The 19,485-nt window shown below is 66.9% G+C and carries 15 protein-coding genes; 11 read left to right on the forward strand and 4 right to left on the reverse strand.

Annotation, left to right across the window (positions count from 1 at the left end):
* Window positions 1-5 precede the first annotated feature (5 nt).
* From ACQKLX_RS03175 to ACQKLX_RS03190, 4 genes are read right to left on the reverse strand one after another with little or no spacing between them, the layout of a single operon-like run.
* Window positions 6-1,184, reverse strand: coding sequence for an ABC transporter permease (locus ACQKLX_RS03175; RefSeq protein ID WP_427359436.1), 1,179 nt, complete (start codon window positions 1,182-1,184; stop codon window positions 6-8).
* Window positions 1,181-2,179, reverse strand: a complete 999-nt coding sequence (locus ACQKLX_RS03180) for an ABC transporter permease (RefSeq protein WP_427360085.1) — start codon at window positions 2,177-2,179, stop codon at window positions 1,181-1,183. Before ACQKLX_RS03180 ends, ACQKLX_RS03175 begins: the two co-directional genes overlap by 4 nt.
* Window positions 2,180-2,184: 5 nt before the next feature.
* Window positions 2,185-4,098, reverse strand: coding sequence for an ABC transporter substrate-binding protein (locus ACQKLX_RS03185; RefSeq protein WP_427359438.1), 1,914 nt, complete (start codon window positions 4,096-4,098; stop codon window positions 2,185-2,187).
* Window positions 4,098-5,987: an ABC transporter ATP-binding protein gene (locus tag ACQKLX_RS03190; RefSeq protein WP_427359440.1), complete on the reverse strand. Its 1,890-nt coding sequence runs from the start codon at window positions 5,985-5,987 to the stop codon at window positions 4,098-4,100. The genes ACQKLX_RS03185 and ACQKLX_RS03190 overlap by 1 nt, the downstream gene beginning before the upstream one ends.
* A gap of 319 nt (window positions 5,988-6,306) precedes the next feature.
* Here ACQKLX_RS03190 and ACQKLX_RS03195 point away from each other — a divergent pair, with 319 nt between their 5' ends.
* The 11 genes from ACQKLX_RS03195 (at window position 6,307) to ACQKLX_RS03245 (ending at window position 19,362) form a co-directional block, all read left to right on the forward strand.
* Entirely contained in the window at window positions 6,307-9,033 is a 2,727-nt protein-coding gene (locus ACQKLX_RS03195) for an ABC transporter transmembrane domain-containing protein (protein WP_427359442.1), read from the forward strand.
* Window positions 9,030-9,479: a cyclic nucleotide-binding domain-containing protein gene (locus ACQKLX_RS03200; RefSeq protein ID WP_057189760.1), complete on the forward strand. Its 450-nt coding sequence runs from the start codon at window positions 9,030-9,032 to the stop codon at window positions 9,477-9,479. Before ACQKLX_RS03195 ends, ACQKLX_RS03200 begins: the two co-directional genes overlap by 4 nt.
* Before the next feature lie 55 nt (window positions 9,480-9,534).
* Window positions 9,535-11,295 (forward strand): adenylate/guanylate cyclase domain-containing protein, encoded by a 1,761-nt coding sequence (locus tag ACQKLX_RS03205; protein ID WP_427359444.1) that lies wholly within the window; start codon window positions 9,535-9,537, stop codon window positions 11,293-11,295.
* Between the two features lie 73 nt (window positions 11,296-11,368).
* Window positions 11,369-12,034, forward strand: a complete 666-nt coding sequence (locus ACQKLX_RS03210; RefSeq protein WP_427359446.1) for a class I SAM-dependent methyltransferase — start codon at window positions 11,369-11,371, stop codon at window positions 12,032-12,034.
* Window positions 12,031-13,302, forward strand: coding sequence for a glycosyltransferase family 4 protein (locus ACQKLX_RS03215; protein ID WP_427359448.1), 1,272 nt, complete (start codon window positions 12,031-12,033; stop codon window positions 13,300-13,302). The genes ACQKLX_RS03210 and ACQKLX_RS03215 overlap by 4 nt, the downstream gene beginning before the upstream one ends.
* A complete protein-coding gene (locus ACQKLX_RS03220; RefSeq protein ID WP_427359449.1) occupies window positions 13,299-14,438 on the forward strand; it encodes a glycosyltransferase family protein in 1,140 nt (379 codons plus the stop codon). The genes ACQKLX_RS03215 and ACQKLX_RS03220 overlap by 4 nt, the downstream gene beginning before the upstream one ends.
* Before the next feature lie 158 nt (window positions 14,439-14,596).
* Window positions 14,597-15,589: a cobaltochelatase subunit CobS gene (gene cobS / locus ACQKLX_RS03225; RefSeq protein WP_427359450.1), complete on the forward strand. Its 993-nt coding sequence runs from the start codon at window positions 14,597-14,599 to the stop codon at window positions 15,587-15,589.
* Window positions 15,590-15,656: 67 nt separating this feature from the next.
* Window positions 15,657-16,007 (forward strand): GFA family protein, encoded by a 351-nt coding sequence (locus tag ACQKLX_RS03230; RefSeq protein ID WP_427359452.1) that lies wholly within the window; start codon window positions 15,657-15,659, stop codon window positions 16,005-16,007.
* Window positions 16,008-16,019: 12 nt separating this feature from the next.
* On the forward strand, window positions 16,020-16,460 hold the full coding sequence (locus ACQKLX_RS03235; protein ID WP_427359453.1) for a GNAT family N-acetyltransferase: 441 nt from the start codon (window positions 16,020-16,022) through the stop codon (window positions 16,458-16,460).
* The gene (gene cobT, locus ACQKLX_RS03240; RefSeq protein WP_427359455.1) at window positions 16,457-18,352 is read left to right on the forward strand and encodes a cobaltochelatase subunit CobT; all 1,896 of its coding nucleotides are present in this window, start codon (window positions 16,457-16,459) and stop codon (window positions 18,350-18,352) included. The genes ACQKLX_RS03235 and cobT overlap by 4 nt, the downstream gene beginning before the upstream one ends.
* Window positions 18,349-19,362, forward strand: coding sequence for an esterase-like activity of phytase family protein (locus tag ACQKLX_RS03245; RefSeq protein WP_427359456.1), 1,014 nt, complete (start codon window positions 18,349-18,351; stop codon window positions 19,360-19,362). The genes cobT and ACQKLX_RS03245 overlap by 4 nt, the downstream gene beginning before the upstream one ends.
* Window positions 19,363-19,485: the final 123 nt, after the last annotated feature.

Below are 19,485 nucleotides of genomic sequence, written 5' to 3' on the forward strand. Positions count from 1 at the left end.
GGGCCTCAGCGATACGGATCGGCCGCGTCGCGCAGGCCGTCGCCGAGGAAGTTGAAGGCGAGGATGATCACGATGACCGGAACGCAGGGGTAGAGCAGCCAAGGGTAGAGCGCGACGACGTTGATGTTCTGCGCCTCGTTCAGCATCACGCCCCAACTGGTGATCGGAGGCCGCAGGCCGAGGCCGAGGAAGGAGAGCGCGGTCTCGCCCAGAATGGTCTTGGGGATGGTGATCGTCGCCGCGGCGATGAGATGGCTCATGAAGCCGGGCACAAGATGCAGGCCGATGATGCGGGCCGGCTTGGCGCCCATCAGCTGGGCGGCGACGACATAGTCCTCCTCGCGCAGCGCCAGCAGTTTCGAGCGCACGGCGCGCGCCAGCCCGGTCCAGTCCATCAGGCCGAGGATCACGGTGATGCCGAAATAGACCAGCAGCGGACTCCAGGATGGCGGCATGATCGCGCCGAGCGCCAGCCAGAGCGGGATATGCGGCAGCGATTGCACGATCTCGATGATGCGCTGGACGATCAGATCGACCTTGCCGCCATAGTAGCCGGCGATGCCGCCGATGATGATGCCGAGCACGAAGGAGACGCTGACGCCGAGCAAGCCGATGGTGAGCGAGATCCGCCCGCCATAGAGGATGCGCGAGAGCATATCGCGGCCGAGCCGGTCGGTGCCGAGCAGATAGAGCGTGCCGCCTTCAGGTGGGCAGACCAGATGGAGGTTGCCGGGGATGAGGCCCCAGAACTCGTAGGAATCGCCGCGGCAGAAGAAGCGCAGCTTCTGCGGCTTGCTCTCGTCCACGTCGTATTCGCGCTTCAGGTTCTCCATGTTGAGGCGCTGGGTATACGGGTAGACGAAGGGCCCGACGAAGCTGCCCTCGTGGAAGAGATGCAGCTCCTGGCGCGGGGCACGGATGAAGTCGGTGTTGCGCGTCGTGTAATGATAGGGCGCGAGGAATTCGCAGATCGCGACCGACAGATACATCAGGAGGATGACGACGCCGGAGATCACCGCGAGCTTGTGCTTGCGGAACTTCCACCACATCAGCTTCCATTGCGGCGCAAGATAGACCCGTTCCTGCTCGGGCGACATCTTCTCGATCGCATAGGGCTCGAACGGCGCGGTCGACCAGCGATGCGGCAGCGGCTCGGACGGTGGCGGGGCGGAAGGCGTCGTCACTTGGTCGCCGTCCCCTGCAGGCGGATGCGTGGATCGAGGAGCGCGAGCGCGATGTCGGAGATCAGCACGCCGATCACGGTCAGGAAGGACAGGAACATCAGGAAGGAGCCGGCGAGATACATGTCCTGGCTCTGCAAGGCTCGGATCAGCAGCGGGCCGGTGGTCTGCAGCGAGAGGACGATCGCGACGATCTCGGCGCCGGAGACGATCGATGGCAGGATGTCGCCGATATCCGAGATGAAGAAGTTGAGCGCCATGCGCAGCGGGTATTTGCGCAGCGCCTTGCCCGGCGGCAGCCCCTTGGCGCGGGCGGTGACGTAATACTGCTTCTGCAGCTCGTCGAGCAGGTTGGCGCGCAGCTTGCGGATCATGCCGGCAGTACCGCCGGCGCCGATGATGATCACCGGGATCCAGAGATGCTCCAGCACCGACTTGAACTTTGCCCAGCTCATCGGCTGGTTGAGATATTGCGGATCGACCAGGCCGCCGATCGAGGTGCCGAACCAGATATTGGCGAAATAGAGGAAGATGAGCGCCAGCAGGAAATGCGGCACGGCAAGGCCGAGCAGGCCGATGAAGGTGAGGCCGTAATCGCCCCAGCTGTACTGGTGCGTCGCTGAATAGATGCCGATCGGGAAGGCGACGATCCAGGTGAAGATGATGGTGAAGAAGGAGACGATCATCGTCAGGAGCAGGCGGTCGCCGACGACGTCGCGCACCGGAAGCTGGTACTCGAAGGAATAGCCCATGTCGCCACGGAGCAGGCCGGTGGCCCACCAGAAGTAGCGTTCGAGCGGTGGCTTGTCGAACCCGTACTCCTTCTTGAGGAACTCGACGCGGCTCATGTCCGCCTTCTCGCCCTGGGCCTGCATCTCGGCGACCATCGTCTCGAAATAGTCGCCTTCGGGAAGATTGATCACGGTGAAGATCAGGACGCTGGTGACGAACAGCGTCGGGATCATCACCAGGATGCGCTTGAAGATGTACTTCAGCAGCACGATTACTTCCCCTCGAACCAGAACGTGTCCGGCATATAGCGGCCGAAGAAGGCGCCCGGCTCGAAGCTGTAGAGACCGTTTTCCGGCAGGTTGCGCAGCGACTTCGCTACCACGATCGGCTGCAGCGTGGCATTGACCACGCCGATCGTGAACAGCTGCTCGGCGTTGATCCTCAGCATGGTCTGCCAGATCTCGCGGCGCTCCTGATGCGTCGTCGAATGGCGCCAGGCCCTGTAAAGCGCGACGAGCTCCTTCGCCTCGGGAATGTCGGGCGCCTCGCCCTCGCGGCCGCCGCTTTCGAGATACTGCCCCCAGCGCGGCCAGTTGAACTGCGCCGGCGAGGTCGGCGCCAGCGCGTCGGGCTCCATTTCGGCCGCGACCAGCGCATTGTCCATGCCGGTCCAGCCCGACATGATCGTCTGGCCGGCGAGGATGCGGCGGCGGAAGACGTCGAGCTGGCTCGAGCGCGGGTGGATCTTGATGCCGATCGCGACGAAATCCTGCTTGATCAGGTCGAGGATGTCGGTCTCCTCGGTCGAGGCGCCGGCGGTCTCGACGGTGAATTCCAGGCGACGTCCGTCCGGGAAATGGCGGATGCCCTCGCCGTCGCGCTTGGTGAGGCCGATCTGGTCGAGCAGGCGGTTGGCCTCGGCGAGATCGGGCGTCATGTAGAGCCCGGCCAGCGTCTCGTCATAGAGCGGGCTCTCGGGCAACGCGGTGTTGCCGCTTTCCTTGGCGAGGCCGAAGAAGATGACGCGGTTGATGTCGCGGCGGTTGATCGCCAGCGAGAGCGCGCGGCGATAGCGCACATCGCGGTTCAGATCGCGCCAGACCGGGTCGATCGCGTTGAGATTGGGCATCAGCGCGAACCAGGCGCCTTCGCCCCGCTTCCACAAGCGAACCTCGAAGTTCATCCGCTTCGCGGCGTCCTTGAGGAAGGTGTAGTTGTCGAAGCGCAGATAGCGGGCCTGCAGGTCGGCGTCGCCGGCAGCGGTTTTTGCCGGGATCAGGGCCGAGCTGCCGATGGTCATGGTGACCTCGTCGACATAGGGCAGTTGCCGGCCGTTCTCGTCGATCCGGTGGAAATAGGGGTTGCGGACGAAGCTGAACTGCTCGGCCGGGATCGCCGTGGTGTTGCGCCAGGGGTCGAGCGTCGGCAGGTCGGGATTCTCGGGCCGGTACTGGCGCGAGAAGCGCTCGTGCAGCGAGCCCCAGTCCTTGACGCGGGCGTTCTTGACCTTCTGCTCAAGCTCCTCCTTGCCGGCATAGCGCTGGTGGAACTGCTTCAGGTAATGCGCCGGCATGGTGATGTAGAGCGGCTGCGCGCCGGCCAGCGCCGGCAGGAAGACCGGGTTCGGCTCGGTCCAGCTATAGCGCAACGTGAATTCGTCGAGGATCTCGAAGTGGCAGGGCTGGCCGGAGATCAGCATCGCCTGCGGCGGGCCGCCCGGCGAGAGCCGCTTGTTGTTGGCGACGTCCTCCCACCAGTAGCGGAAGTCCTCGGCGGTGAAGGGGTGCCCGTCCGACCAGCGATGGCCGGCGCGCAGCCGCAGCGTGAAGACGCGGCCCCGCTCGACCTCGTAGCTCTCCAGCAGATCCGGCGCCAGTTCGAGCTTGTCATCGTAGACGACGAGGCGGGTGTAGCCATAGATCGTCATCATGCGGATGTCGCGCTGGTCGCCCATCAGCATGCGGATATTGCCACCATGCCGGCCGGGCGCGCGCCCCATCGCGGCGACATTGATCAGCCGCGGCGATTTCGGCAGGCGCTCGGCTAGCGGTGGCAGTTCGCCGGCCGTGACCTTGGCGGCGAACGCCGGGCTGTCGATCAGCGTCTCGACGCCGGCGCGGACGAGCCGCGGCGCGAGCAATGCGGCGCCCGTTCCGATCAGGAAGCTCCTGCGTGCGATCCGCATCAGGCGAGCTCCCTGACATCGGCGCCGGGCTTGGCGAGGACGAGATGTCCGGCGCCGAGATCGAGATGGGCGAGCGCCTCGCCGGCAGGATCGGGCTTGAACGAGGCCGGCCAGTGGCGCGTGTCGGAGGCGCCGCCGGGGGCCGCCAGCTTGAAGTCGAGCTTGCGGTCGAGATCGGCGAAGGGCACCGATTTCAGCAGAGCCTTGGTGTAGGGGTGGACCGGCGCGGTGAACAGGGTATGGCGCGGCGCGAGCTCGACGATGCGGCCGTTCGCCATCACAGCGATGCGGTCGGCCATGTAGTTCACTACCGCCAGATTATGCGAGATGAACAGGAAGGTCAGGCCGCGCTCGGCCTGCAGGTCCTTGAGCAGGTTGAGGATCTGCGCCTGGACGGAAACGTCGAGCGCCGAGACCGGCTCGTCGCAGATGATCAGTTCCGGATCGAGCGCGAGCGCCCGGGCGATGCCGATGCGCTGGCGCTGGCCGCCGGAGAAGGAGTGCGGGTAGCGCGAGAGGAAGCGCTGATCGAGCCCGACATCGTCCATCAGGGCCTTGACCCGGGCCTTCTGCTCGGCGCCGCCGCCGCGCTCGTGGATGACGAGCGGCTCGCGCAGGATGTTCATCACGGTCATCCGCGGCGACAGCGACGAGACCGGGTCCTGGAAGATCATCTGCAGCTTCGGGCGAAAGCCACGCAAATCCTCGCCCTGCAGCGAGAGGATGTCGAGGCAATCCTTGCCGTCGTCGAAGCGGATCTCGCCGGAATCGGGCGTCACCGCCCGCATGATCACCTTGCTGAGCGTGGTCTTGCCGCAGCCGCTCTCGCCGACCAGGCCGAGGCACTCGCCGCGCTCGATGTCGAAACTGACGTCGTTGACGGCGGTGACGGTCGAGGTCGTACCCTTGCCGAAGAAGCGGCTGGAGTGGGTCGTATAGGTCTTGGTGACATTCCGCACGGCGAGCAGCGGCGCCCGCTGGTCGCCATTCTGCAAAGCAGGAGCCGGCGCCGGCTTCGGCGCCGCCGGTGTCCGCGGCCTCGCCTCGCGCAGGGCGACCAGCCTTTCGCCCTCCTGCATGTCGAAATGCGGCGAGGCCTTGAGCAGGGCCTTGAGATAGGGGTGCTGCGGGCGGCGGAAGATGTCCTCGGCCGGGCCGCTTTCCATGATCTCGCCATGATAGATCACCACGACCTCATCGGCCATGTTGGCGACGACGCCGAGATCATGGGTGATCAGCAGGATCGCCATGCCCATCTCGGCCTGGAGATCGCGCATCAGGTCGAGCACCTGGGCCTGGATGGTGACGTCGAGCGCCGTGGTCGGCTCGTCGGCGATCAGCAGCGCGGGCTGGCAGATCAGCGCCATGGCGAGCATGGCGCGCTGGCGCAGGCCGCCGGAGAGCTCGAAGGAGTAGAAGTCGTAGGCGCGGGCCGGGTCCTTGAAGCCGACCCGCTTCAGCATCGCCTCGATCAGCTCGCGCGCCTGCGGCTTCGGCATCGGCCGGTGCAGCTGCAGCGCCTCCTCGATCTGGTTGCCGATCGTATGGACCGGCGAGAGCGAGGACATCGGCTCCTGGAAGATCATGCCGATCCGGCCGCCGCGCAGGTCGCGGATCTCCTGGCCCTCGGCGGGCAGGGCGGCGATGTCGATCACCGCATCGGGCGTCTGCGGATCGCGAAACAGGATGCTTCCGCCGGTGACGGCGCCGGCGCGCGGCAGCAGGCCCATGATCGCCTGCGAGATCACCGATTTGCCCGAACCGGACTCGCCGACGAGCGCCACGGTCTTGCCGGCTGGAATCCGAAAGTCGACGCCCTTCACGACATCGCGAGCGAAGCCGTGAATGGTGAAGCCGATCCGCAGGTCGTTGATCTCGAGAATGTTCATCTGCGGCCGCTGCCGTCGTCCCCTGATGTTCGCATCGCCGGAGCAACGGCCGATCCCGCCATCCGGATCCGTTTGCCGCCGAAACTTTGCTTTTGCCGCTACGTGCTGCGTTCGTCTTCCCGTCCCGTCGTCCTTGTCCCGTCTCGATGACGATCTTGCAACAAGGCGAGCGCTCCCGACGCGTCGCCTCACCCGACCGAACTTGAAATCGCCGGACTTGTCGAGTCCCGCGGCGTGTTGCGCGCCGTCGTGAACTGCCCACATATGGGAGCGAACCGGCGCAGTGTCCGCTCTGCCGGATTCGGGATGGGAAAGCCCCTTGGAGAGAAGTCTCTTCCGTTATGTCTGGCAGAAGAGCCGCCGGGAGCAGATCATCGTTCTGCTGGTGATCCTCGTCTCGATCCCGTTCAACTGGTTGTCCTTCGACGTCCCCAAGCGCATCGTCAACGACGCCATCCAGGGCGGCGCCTTCAAGGACGGCAGAACGACGGCGACGGTGTTCGACTGGACATTGCACTGGCCGGAGTTCCTCGGCGGCGGCAGCGTCCAGCTCTTCGAAGGCTTCAAGGTCAACCAGCTCGGCCTGCTGCTGACGCTGAGCTTCTATTTTCTCGCTCTCGTCCTGATCAATGGCGGCTTCAAATACATCGTCAACCTGCAGAAGGGCGTGCTCGGCGAGCGCATGCTCCGGCGTATGCGCTACGATCTGTTCGGCCAGCTGATGCGCTTCCGGCCGGAGGATATCCGCTCGGTCAAGCCGGCCGAGGTCGCCAGCATGATCAAGGACGAGGTCGAGCCGATTGGCAGCTTCGTCGGCGACGCCTTCATCCAGCCGGCCTTCCTGCTCAGCCAGGCGCTGACCGCTCTCGCCTTCATCATGATGCAGAGCGTCTGGCTCGGTTCGATCGCCCTGGTCATCGTGCTGATGCAGGCGGTGATCATCCCGATCCTGCGCAAGGAGCAGCTCCGGCTCGGCCGCGAGCGCCAGATCGCCTCGCGCCAGCTCGCGGGGCGGATCGGCGAGATCGTCGATGCCGGGCCGACCATCCAGGGAAACGGCGCGACCACCTATATCCAGTCCGACATTGCCGGGCGGCTGGGTGCGCTGTTCGACATCCGCTATGCGCTCTACAAGCGCAAATTCGCCGTCAAATTCCTCAATAACCTGATGGCGCAGGTCACGCCCTTCTTCTTCTACGCGGTCGGCGGCTTCTTCGCCCTGCAGGGCAGGCTCGACATCGGCCAGCTGGTCGCGGTGATCGCGGCCTATCGCGACCTGCCGCCGCCGATCAAGGAGCTGATCGACTGGGAGCAGCAGCGCAACGACGTCACCATCAAATACGAGCAGGTGATCGCCCAGTTCAGCCCGAGCGAGGTGGTGACGCTTGAGGAAAAGGGCGAGATCGCGCCGCTGCCGCTGCGCGGCGAGATCAGGCTCGACAAGGTCGAGATGATCGACAATCGCGGTCAGCCGCTGCTCGCCCCGCTGATGACGACGTTCCAGCGGCCCGGCCGGGTCGCGTTGATCGGGCCGGCCGGCAGCGGGCGCGACACGCTCGGCCGCATCCTCGGTCGGCAGACGATGAGCTATGGCGGGCGCGTCCTGATCGATGGCGAGCCGCTCGCGGCAATCAGCGTCGAGCGCGCCAGCCACGTCATCGGCTATGCCGGTTCCGAGGTCGAGATCATCAATGGCTCGCTGCGTGACAACATCCTGTTGCCGCTGAAGCGCAGGCGCCCTGTGGTGAAGCCGGACAGGACCATCGACCAGGAGGAGCATCGCCGCTTCATCGAGGCGCTGCGCGCCGGCAACACGCCCCTGCCGTTCGTGGCCGACTGGACAGACTATGAGGGGGTGGGCCTCGACGGGGAGGAGGCGCTGGAGCAGCGCATGCTCGCCGTGCTCGACACGCTCGGCTGCGCCGACGAGGTCTATGAGCTCGGCCTCGACGCCAAGGTGATCGCTCCGCTGCCGGAAGGGGCTGCCGAGCGTATCATCGAGGCTCGCAAGGTCGTGGCGGCCGAGCTGACCAAGGGAAAGCTCGGCGGGCTGATCGAGACCTTCGACCTCGATCGCTACAACGCCAATGCGACGATCGCCGAGAACCTGGTCTTCGGCGCGATGCGTAATGGCCGCCAGCCAGCCGATTTCCTGCTCGATGACGCCTATGCCCGCTCTGTGCTGCAGGCCGAGGCGCTGGAAGAGCCGCTGGCCGAGATTGGCGGGCGCATCGCCTCGACGCTGGTCGAGATCTTCGCCGGCTTGCCGCAGGGCCATGTCCTGTTCGAGCGCTACGCGTTCGGCGGCGAGGTCGATCTGGAGAAGCTCGGCGAGCTCGCCGAGGCACTGCGACGACACGACCGGCGCAGCCCGCTCGACCCGACGGTGCAGCGCGAGCTCGTTGCGCTCGCGCTCGGCTATATCGAGCCCAAGCACCGGCTCAATCTGCTTGACATCGCCCTGCGGCGCAGGGTCTTGCGGGCCCGGCACAGCTTCAAGACCTATCTGCCCGGCGAGAAGGCCGACGAGATCGAGTTCTACGATCCGGCCGACGTCATCCATGGCGCGAGCGTGCGCGACAACCTGCTGTTCGGGCGCATCGGCTTCGGCGTTCCCGATGCCGCGCGCAAAGTGGCGGAGATCGCCCGGACGGCGCTGTCGCGCGCCGGGCTCGATTCCTCCGCCTATCGTCTCGGGCTCAACACCGATGTCGGCCTGCGCGGCCGCTATCTGCCGCTGCGACTGCGGCTGATGGTGCCGCTGGCACAGGCGTTGATCAAGCGACCGGACATCCTGGTGCTCGATCTCGACGCCTTCGCCGTCACCTGTTCCGATCCCGGCAGTTTGATCCGGCGAATCGGCGAGTATTGCCAGGACAGAACGGCCTTCCTGCTCTTGACCGACCCGGGGCTGGCTGCCGATATCCATGAGAAGGTCGTATTCAACGGAGCCGTGGCCCGGGTGAGCAGCAAGGGCGGATCCGCCGACGAGGCGGACGAGCTGCCGATCCGCAACCGCGCGGTTCCGATCGAGGCAAGGACATGACGCTCGAGAGCGATATAGGCTGCCTGAAATCGATCCCCCTGTTCCGCGGGCTGCCGGGGCCGCGGCTGAAGCTGCTCGCGCTGATGGGCGAGCGGCTCTATTTCCCGGCGGGCACCGTCATCACCGAGGAAGGCGACAAGCCCGAAGAGGTCTATTGCGTGCTGGAGGGCGAGGTCGAGTTGTCGCACGATTTCTCGGACGGGAGGCGGAAGACGTTCCGGCTCGCGACCGGCAGCATCATCGGCGACGTGCCGCTGCTCTGCAATCAGACCAATGCCGCCCGTTCGACGGCGAAGACCGATGTGGTGGCGCTGCGGTTGCCACGGACATTGTTCTTCGAGCTGCTCGACAACATTCCGGAGTTCTCGGTCGCGCTTTCGCGCGACCTCGCCGGACGGCTCTACCGTCTGGCGGACTCCGTGCTGCATGGCGAGAAGACACATTGAAGCGGCGGGTGCGCCGATGACTGCGGTTCCGAGCACGCCAGCGGGAGGCAGGCCTGTGAACTCCGGCTTCGACCAGATGTCGTCCTGGAGCCGCGATGTGCGCTTCGCCTCCGGCTGCATCCTGATGGTCTTCGCGACCACGCATTTTCTCAACCACGCGCTCGGCATCTTCGGCGTCGCGGCGATGGAGGCGGCGCAGGAGTGGCGCTACTGGTTCTGGCACAGCTGGATCGGTACGGTCGCGCTCTACGGCTCGCTGATCGTCCACCCGGTCTTCGCCCTGCTGCGCGTCGCACAGCGGCGCACCTTCCGCATGCCCGGCCGCGAAGTGATCCAGATCGTGCTCGGCGTCGCGATCCCGCTGCTGCTGATCGACCATATCGTCAGCACGCGGGTGCAGGGCGTGCTGTTCGGACAGGACGAGAGCTATCACGCCGTGCTGCGACGGCTCTGGCCCAATCTCGCTCTGTCGCAAAGCCTGCTGCTGCTGCTGGTCTGGGCCCATGGCGTGATCGGCCTGCATTTCACCTTCCGGGCGCGCGACGCCTATGCGCGCTGGCGCGACCCGTTCCTGCTAGCGGCGATCCTAGTGCCGCTGCTGGCGCTGATCGGCTTTTCGGTGGCCGGGCGCGAGGCGCAGATGATGGCGCTGCCGCCCGAACTCTATACGGCCCAGCAGGTCGACATGTTCAACCTGAACGTGACCTGGGCCAAGCGCGCCTTCTTCGGCCTGATCGGTGGCTTCGCCGGCTTCGTCGTGCTGCGCGAGCTCCGGGCGCGGGCGCTCGGCGCCATCGCCGTGCGCTTCGTCGGCCACGGCGTGCGCCGCGTCGTTCCGGGCCCGACCCTGCTCGAGATCTTCCGCCGCTTCGGCATTCCCCATGCGGCGCTCTGCGGCGGGCGGGCGCGCTGCGCCACCTGCCGCGTTCTGGTGCTCGACGGCGCCGACGATCTGCCGCCGCCCGGCCCGAACGAGGCGCGGCTGCTGCGCCGGATCTCGGCCGGCGACCATGTCCGGCTCGCCTGCCAGATCAGGCCGAAGCGCGACCTCCAGGTTCAGATCCTGCTGGCCGCCAAGCAGCGCGGCGCCGGCCCGAGCGGCACCATCGATCCCGACGACAGGATCGGCAAGAAGGGCCTCACCGTGATGGTCGCGGACCTCAGGGCCTTCACTGCGCTGTCCGAGCGGCAACTGCCGCATGAGCTGATGAATCTGCTCAACCGCTTCTATGACGAGATGTCCCAGGCGATCGCGGCCCATGGCGGTCGGATCGAGGCGATCTATGGCGACGGGCTGATGGCGGTGTTCGGGCTGGAGACGACGCCGGCACGGGCGAGCGTGGCGGCGATCGCGGCGGCGGGCGACATGGTCCGTGCCGTCGAAGCGCTCAACCGCGAATACGCCAACGCCCTGCCATTGCCGCTGCGTATCGGCATCGGCATCCATGGCGGCCAGGCGATCGTCGGCGCGGTCGAGAACGAGAGCATGGGGCGGCGCGAGATCACGGTCGGCGAGACCGTGATGATCGCGAGCCAGCTCGAGGCGGCGACGCGCCGGCTCCTCTCGGACATCGTCGTCTCGGCCGAGACGGTGAGCGCGACCGGCCGCAGCTATCGCGACACCGTCCCGCACAAGATCTCGGTCAAGGGACGCGACAAGCCGATGCAGGTCTACGGCTTCGGCAGCACGCCGGCTGGCGAGGCCAAGGCTGATGCCGGACAGGCGGCGCAGGCCAAGGACGGAACCGGGGGGTGGGTCTCGGCAGCGAAGGACGCCACGCCCGACTTGGCCGATCCGGGCCCGGATCGCGGTTAGGGTCCGGCTGGCAATTCCCGGTCTGCCTGCCTATGGTCCCGCCGCGACCGACCTCCCGATTACCAGAGTTTCGATGACCGACGAGATTTCCCGCGAGGCGCTGCACGACATCCTGCGCGGCGTCGCGGCGCTGACCGACAACGCCATCGTCGCCGATCTCGCTCGGCTGGTCGGCAATGGCGTGCGGGCCGACATCTCGATCGCCTTCAATCCCAAGCAGATCGCCTCCAAGCGCTGGCTGGTCGAGATGCTTGCCGAGGTCTTGCCGAAGCCGGACGGACCTGTCTGGGTGCTCGGCGCCTGGCATGGCGTCCTCGGCGCCATGCTGCTGGCCGATGAGCGGCTCGTGGTCCCGCAACTGGTCAGCCTCGACATCGACCCCGACTGCGCGCCGATCGCAGAGATTCTCAATCACCGCCATGTGGCGACGGGACGCTTCCGTGCATTGACGGCTGACATGATGAGCCTCGATTTCGAAGGAGCCGAGGGCAGGCGGCCGGGGCTGGTGATCAACACGAGCTGTGAGCATCTCGACGATGTGCCAGGCTGGATCGCGAGCCTTCCGGCCGGGTTGCCGCTGCTCCTGCAGTCGAACGACTACTTCCGCGAGCCGGACCATCGTAGCTGCGTGCCTTCGCTCGATGCCTTCAAGGCCCAGGCCGGGCTGTCTGACTTATGGTTCGCCGGCGCGCTGCCGACCAAGAACTACACCCGCTTCATGCTGATCGGTCGCAGATGAGCACGGGTGAGTCCGAGGGGCCGGCGATCGCGATCGCGATGAAGGGCTATCCGCGCCTGTCGGAGACCTTCATCGCGCAGGAATTGCTCGGGCTGCAGAGGCTCGGCCTGCCCTTCGCGGTCTGGTCGCTGCGCCATCCGACCGATGGGGCGCGGCACATGATGCACCAGGAGATCACGGCGCCGCTGCACTATCTGCCGGAGTATCTGCACGATGATTGGCCGCGCGTGCTGCGCGGGATCATCAGGGCCTTCGCGAAGCCCAGCATCGTCAGCCTGCTCGGCGTGTTCCTGCGCGATCTCTCCCGCGATCGCACGCGCAACCGGCTGCGCCGCTTCGGCCAGGCCTGCGTGATGGCGCGCGAACTGCCGGCGAGCACCCGCCATCTCCATGTCCATTACCTGCACACGCCGGCCTCGGTGATCCGCTATGCGGCGCTGAGCCGGGGGCTGACCTGGTCGTTCTCGGCCCATGCCAAGGACATCTGGACGACGCCGGACTGGGAGAAGCGCGAGAAGATCGCGGATGCGCGCTGGGGCGTGACCTGCACCCGCGACGGCCATGCCGAGCTTCAGCGCTTCGCCGACCGGCCGGGCAAGGTCGCGCTGCTCTATCATGGGCTCGATCTGGCGCGCTTTCCGGCGGCGCCGGAGACGCGCCCGGCGCGCGACGGCTCCGACCCGGCCGAGCCGGCGCGATTCATCACCATCGGACGGGCGGTGGCGAAGAAGGGCTTCGACGACCTGCTGGCGGCGCTGGCGATCCTGCCGGCGGAGCTGAACTGGCGGCTCATCCATATCGGCGGCGGCGAGATGCTCGCCGCCTTGAAGGCGCAAGCCGAGAAGCTGGACCTCGCGGCGCGGATCGAATGGCGCGGACCGCAGGCGCAGGATGCGGTGATTGCGGCTTTGCGCGAGGCCGATCTCTTCGTGCTGCCCTCGAAGCAGGCGGAGAACGGCGACCGCGACGGCCTGCCGAATGTGGTGATGGAGGCGGCGAGCCAGGCCCTGCCGATCGTCGCGACCGATTTCGCCGGCATCCCGGAATTCGTGCGGCATGGCCGAGAAGGGTGGCTGCTCCGGCCCGGTGACGTCACGGCCCTGGCCAAGGCACTGGACGGACTGGCCCGCGATCCGCAATGGCGGGCGACACTGGGTGCGGCTGCCTTCGACAGGTTGAAGGCGGAGTTCTCGGCGCAGGCCGGGGTGGAGCGGGTCCACCGGGCGCTGCTGGTCGCGGGCGCCGGCAAGGATGGCGGGGCGCCATGAACGCGCGCATCCTGATCGCGGTCACGCATCTGCTCGGGATCGGGCATCTGGTGCGGGCGCGACAACTGGCGCGGGCGCTGGCTGGAGCGGGCCATGAGGTCACGCTCGCCAGCGGCGGCATGCCGGACGGCAAGGACGCGGCGGATTATCGCTTCGTGCAAGTGCCGCCGGTGCGCACGCAAGGCACGGATTTCCGCAACCTTCTCGATGAGGACGGCGTTACGGCGGCACCTGAGCGGCTTGCGGCACGACGTGAGCAATTGGTTGCGCTGGCGGAGGAACTGTCTCCGGATATCGTGATTACCGAGCATTTCCCGTTCGGGCGGCGCCAGCTCGCAGGGGAGTTCCTGGCGCTGATCGCGGCGACGCGCGCAGCCAACTCGCGCGCGCTCGTGCTCGCCTCGATCCGTGACGTGCTGGTCGCGCCGCAGCGGTCGGAGCGACTGGCTGAGACGGCCGAGCGGGTCGAGACGCTGTTCGACGCTGTGCTGGTTCATGGCGACCCGCGCGTGCTGCCGCTCGAAGCCTCTTGGCCGGTGACACCGGAGATCGCGGGCAAGCTGGTCTATACGGGGTATCTGGCGGAGCTCCCGTCATTGCCGGGGGGCTCGGAAGGCTCGTCGAAGACGATCCTCGTCTCTGGCGGCGGCTCGGCGGCGGCCCTGCCGTTGTTCGAGATGACCCTCGCGGCGGCACGCCTCTTGCCGGAGCGAACCTTCCATCTCCTGATCGGCCGCGGGATCGCCGAAGCTGAATTCGCGAGGCTGCGACAATCGGCGCCGGACAATGCTCGCGTCGAGCGGGCACGGCCGGATTTCCCGGCTTTGCTCGCCGCCTGTGCGCTGTCGATCAGCCAGGCCGGCTACAACACGGCGCTCGACCTGCTGCAGGCGGGGCGGCCGGCGCTGCTGGCTCCCTTCGACGCCGGCAGCGAGACCGAGCAGGGTTTGCGCGCCTCGGCGCTGGAACGGGCGGGGCTGGCGCAGGTCGTGAAACTTGATGGACAGCCGCAGACACTGGCTGCGGCGATCGAAGCAGCGTTGGCGCGAGGTGTCCCACCAGCCGCAAAGGTCGATCTGAATGGCGCGAAGGGCACCGTCGCGGCGGTTGCGAAGCTGCTCGCGAACCGCGCCTGAGCCGTGCGTGAATGCATGCCGGCGAAGGGACGGCATGCCTCTTGCGAATTGCTGCTCCGCTGCTTTCGATCTAAGGAGGTTCTACACGCCTCCCTTTCGGTCGGCTCACAAGGACACCCGGCTCTTACCGGCCCCTGTCCTGCGCCCGGAGAAGAATGATGACAACGACGACTGCCTCCGCCCCCGGCATGCCGGACATGAAATTGTCCGTGCGTCAGGTCTTCGGCATCGAGTCCGACATGGAGGTGCCGGCCTATTCGAAGGCCGAGGCGCATGTGCCTGACTTCGACGCCGACTATCGCTTCGACCGCGACACGACGATCGCCATCCTCGCCGGCTTCGCCCATAACCGCCGCGTCATGATCTCGGGCTATCACGGCACCGGCAAGTCGACCCATATCGAGCAGGTCGCGGCCCGGCTGAACTGGCCCTGCGTCCGCGTCAACCTCGACAGCCACGTCTCGCGCCTCGACCTCGTCGGCAAGGACGCGATCGTGCTGAAGGAAGGCAAGCAGATCACCGAGTTCCAGGACGGCATCCTGCCCTGGGCGCTGCAGAACAACATCGCGCTGGTCTTCGACGAGTACGATGCCGGCCGCCCGGACGTGATGTTCGTGATCCAGCGCGTGCTCGAGCAGTCCGGCAAGCTGACGCTGCTCGACCAGAAGCGCGTGATCCGTCCGCACGCCGCCTTCCGCTTGTTCGCCACCGCCAACACGGTCGGCCTCGGCGATACGTCCGGCCTCTATCACGGCACCCAGCAGATCAACCAGGGCCAGATGGACCGCTGGTCGATCGTCACCACGCTGAACTACCTGCCGCATGACAACGAGGTCGCGATCGTGCTCGCCAAGTCGAAGCACTATCAGGCCTCGCCGGAGGGCAAGGACATCGTCAACAAGATGGTCCGCGTCGCCGATCTCACCCGCAACGCCTTCATGAACGGCGATCTCTCGACCGTGATGAGCCCGCGCACGGTCATTACTTGGGCGGAGAACGCGGCGATCTTCGGCGGCGATATCGGCTTCGCCTTCCGCGTCACCTTCCTCAACAAGTGCGACGAGATGGAGCGCACGCTGGTGGCGGAGTTCTTCCAGCGTTCCTTCGGCAAGGAGCTGCCGGAGAGCGCGGTCAACGTCGTTCTGAGCTGAAGCATGGTCCGCGAGGGCGGGCCCCGCCTTCGCGATCGGAGCGTGCTCAATTAGCAGGAGGCCGGCCATGGCTCGGTATGAAGGTTCCTGTCACTGCGGGCGGGTCGCCTATGAGGTCGAGGCCGACCTCTCGCGGACGATCACCTGCAACTGCTCCTACTGCCAGCGCCGCGGTTCGGTGCTGGCCTTCAGCCCGGCGACCAGTTTCACCCTGACCAAGGGCGAGGACGCGCTGACCGAATACCGCTTCAATTCGCAGAAGATCCAGCATCTGTTCTGCGAGACCTGCGGCATGGAATCCTTCGCGCGCGCCAACGCACCCGACGGTACGCCGACCGTGGCGATCAATGTGCGCTGCCTTGCCGGCGTCGAGCCGACCGAGCTGAGTCCGACGATGTATGACGGGCGGGCGCGCTAAGGGAGCGCGTTGATGAGCGCCGTCGCCGACAGCAAGCGGGCCACGATTCAGCGCGAGGCGGATTTCGCCGCGACGCGCGAAGTCGTCGTGCGCGGGCTTTCTGCCCATAACGAAGCCAGGGTCGGGCCGCGCAATGCGGAACCCCTGGCGCTCAGCCTGCGCGACGAGAGCGGCGTGATGGTGGGCGGCCTCGTCGGCGAGTTGAAATGGCAATGGCTCTATGTCGATCTGTTCTGGATCGACGAAGCCCATCGCGGCGCCGGCCATGGCGAGGCGCTGCTGGCGATGGCAGAGCAGGCGGCGCGCGATTATGGCGCGCGCGGCGTCTATCTCGGCACGATGAGCATCCAGGCGCCGGGCTTCTATCCCCGCATGGGCTATCGCGAATGCGGCCGCATGGAGGGCTATCCGGTCGCCGGGCAGACCTTCCACCATTTCATGAAGGCGCTATGAGCATCTCCAACCGCAAGCCCGGAACCCCGAAGGAAGCGCCGGCCGAGCCGCTGAAGCGGGCGGTCTCGGGCGCGATGAAGGCGATCGCACGCAAGCCCGAGATGGAGATCGTCTTCGCCGCCGACAAACCCTCTCTGGTCGGCGAGCGTGCCCGGTTGCCGGAGCCGCCGCGCAAGCTCACCGCAGGCGACGTCGCGATCCTGCGCGGCCATGCCGATTCGATGGCGCTGCGCCTCGCCTGCCACGACGCCGCGGTGCATCGCCGCGCCGCGCCCGAGGGCGATGCGGCGCGCGCCGTCTTCGACGCGGTCGAGCAGGCACGCGTCGAGAGCGTCGGCTCGCGCCGGATGAGCGGCGTTTCCGGCAACATCTCGGCGATGCTGGAGGACCGCTATCATCGCGGCGGCCGCTATGAGGAGATCACCGACCGGGCCGATGCGCCGCTGGAGGATGCGCTCGCCCTCATGGTGCGCGAGCGCCTGACCGGCCTGAAGCCGCCCAAGGCGGCCGAGAAGCTGGTCGATCTCTGGCGCGAGCAGATCGAGGCCAAGGCGGGCGACGATCTCGACCGGCTGGCGAAGTCGATCGAGGATCAGCGTGCCTTCGCCCGCACCGTGCGCGACCTCCTCGTCTCGCTCGACATGGCCGAGCAATCGAGCCAGGGCGATGATGCCGAGGAAGATGAGGACGACCAGGACCAGTCCTCGGACGAGCAGCAGCAGGAAGAGGGCGAGGCCGAGCAGCAGAGCCAGGGCGAGCGCTCCGAGACCGAGACCAGCGAGGACGCCGCCGAGGAACTGCAGGAGGGCGCCTCCGAGGCTGCCGATGCGCCGGCCGGCGACTGGGACGAGGAAGACGAGAATTCCGAGGCCGAGGAAGCTGGCGAGGCGCCGCGCCCGCGCGACAGCCGCGCCAACGACCGGCCACAGACTGACTACAAGGCCTATACCCAGAAGTTCGACGAGATCGTCACTGCCGAGGAACTCTGCGACGCCGAGGAATTGACGCGCCTGCGCGCCTATCTCGACAAGCAGCTGGCGCATCTTCAGGGCGTCGTCGCGCGCCTCGCCAACCGGCTGCAGCGCCGCCTGATGGCGCAGCAGAACCGCTCCTGGCAGTTCGACCTGGAGGAGGGCGCGCTCGATCCGTCGCGCCTGCCGCGCATCATCATCGATCCGTTCCAGCCGCTCTCCTTCCGGCAGGAATCGGACACGAATTTCCGCGACACGGTGGTGACGCTGCTGATCGACAATTCCGGCTCGATGCGCGGCCGGCCGATCACGGTCGCGGCGACCTGCGCCGACATCCTGGCGCGCACGCTGGAGCGCTGCGGCGTCAAGGTCGAATTGCTCGGCTTCACCACCCGCGCCTGGAAGGGTGGGCTGTCGCGCGAGGCCTGGCTGCAATCGGGCAAGCCGGCCAATCCCGGCCGTCTCAACGACCTCCGCCACATCATCTATAAGGCCGCGGACGCCCCTTGGCGGCGGGCGCGCAAGAATCTCGGGCTGATGATGCGCGAGGGGCTGCTCAAGGAGAATATCGACGGCGAGGCGCTCGACTGGGCCCACAAGCGCCTGCTCGGCCGTTCCGAGCAGCGCAAGATCCTGATGGTGATCTCGGACGGCGCGCCGGTCGACGATTCCACGCTCTCGGTCAATGCCGGCAGCTATCTGGAACGGCATCTGCGCCATGTCATCGCCGAGATCGAGACGCGCTCGCCAGTCGAGCTGATCGCGATCGGCATCGGCCACGATGTCACCCGCTATTACCGGCGTGCCGTCACCATCGTCGATGCCGAGGAACTCGGCGGCGTGATGACCGAGAAGCTGGCGGAATTGTTCGAAGAGGATGCCGGTGGGGCGTCCTCGCGGGGCTCGCGCCGCCTGCAATGAGCCCAAGCCGGCGCAGCGTTCTCGCCGGCCTCGGCGCGGCGGCTGTCAGCCTGCCTGCGCGGGCGCAGAGCCTCGAGCCGGGACGCATACCCGTCAGCATCTCGGCCCGACCGATCGCGAGCTTCGAGGCCAGCAATTCGACGAAGACCCGCTTCGGCCAATTGGTCTTCCGCGGCGGGCTTCAATTGACCGGGAGCCATCCCCGCTTCGGCGGTTTCTCGGGGCTGTGGCGCTCGCCTGACGGGGTGCGCCTCATCGCCATCACCGATAATGGCTTCTGGCTCACGGCAAAGCTTGTTCGAGGCAACCAGGGCAAGCTCGCCGGGCTGGAGGAGGCCGAGCTCGCGCCGATCCTGGGTGCTTCCGGCAAGCCGCTGCATCGCTCGCGCTACTACGACACCGAAGCGCTCGCCATGCAGGGCGGCACCGCCTTCATCGGCGTCGAGCGCACCCATGACATCCTGCGCTTCGACTTCGCCCGCCATGGCGTCGAGGCGCGGGCGCAGCTGGTGCCGACGCCGCCGGCTGCGAAACGCCTGCCGAGCAATCGTGGTTTCGAAGCGCTCGGCGTGATGCCGACCGGCCACCCGCTCGCCGGTGCGCTGATCGCGATCTCCGAACGCTCGGGCCGGGAGGATGAGCCAACGGCGGGCTTCATCATCGGCGGTCGCCAGCCCGGTACCCTGCAGGTGGTCCGCCGCGACGGCTACGACATCACCGATCTCGCCTTCCTGCCGGGCGGCGACATGCTGCTGCTGGAGCGCTGGTACAGGCCGCTGCGCGGCGTCGGCATGCGCATCCGCCGCATTGCCGGCGCCACGATCCGGCCGGGCGCGAAGCTGGATGGGCCGCTTCTGATCGAGGCCGATCTCGGCCAGGAGATCGACAATATGGAGGGGATGGCCATCCACCTGGAAGGGGGGCGGACCATCATCACCCTGATCTCGGACGATAATTTCTCGACCTTCCTGCAGCGGACGGTGCTGCTGGAGTTCGAGCTGGCGCAGTAACAGTGCGCGTCATGCTCGGGCTTGACCCGAGCATCTCAGGCCGGATGAGGCTCCGATCAGCGCCTTCTCATCAGGAGATTCTCGGGTCTGCGCTTCGCTCCGCCCGAGAATGACGGACCAAGT

The sequence above is a fragment of the Allobosea sp. NPDC003192 genome (genome assembly GCF_050275675.1).
Taxonomy (GTDB): Bacteria; Pseudomonadota; Alphaproteobacteria; order Rhizobiales; family Beijerinckiaceae; genus Allobosea.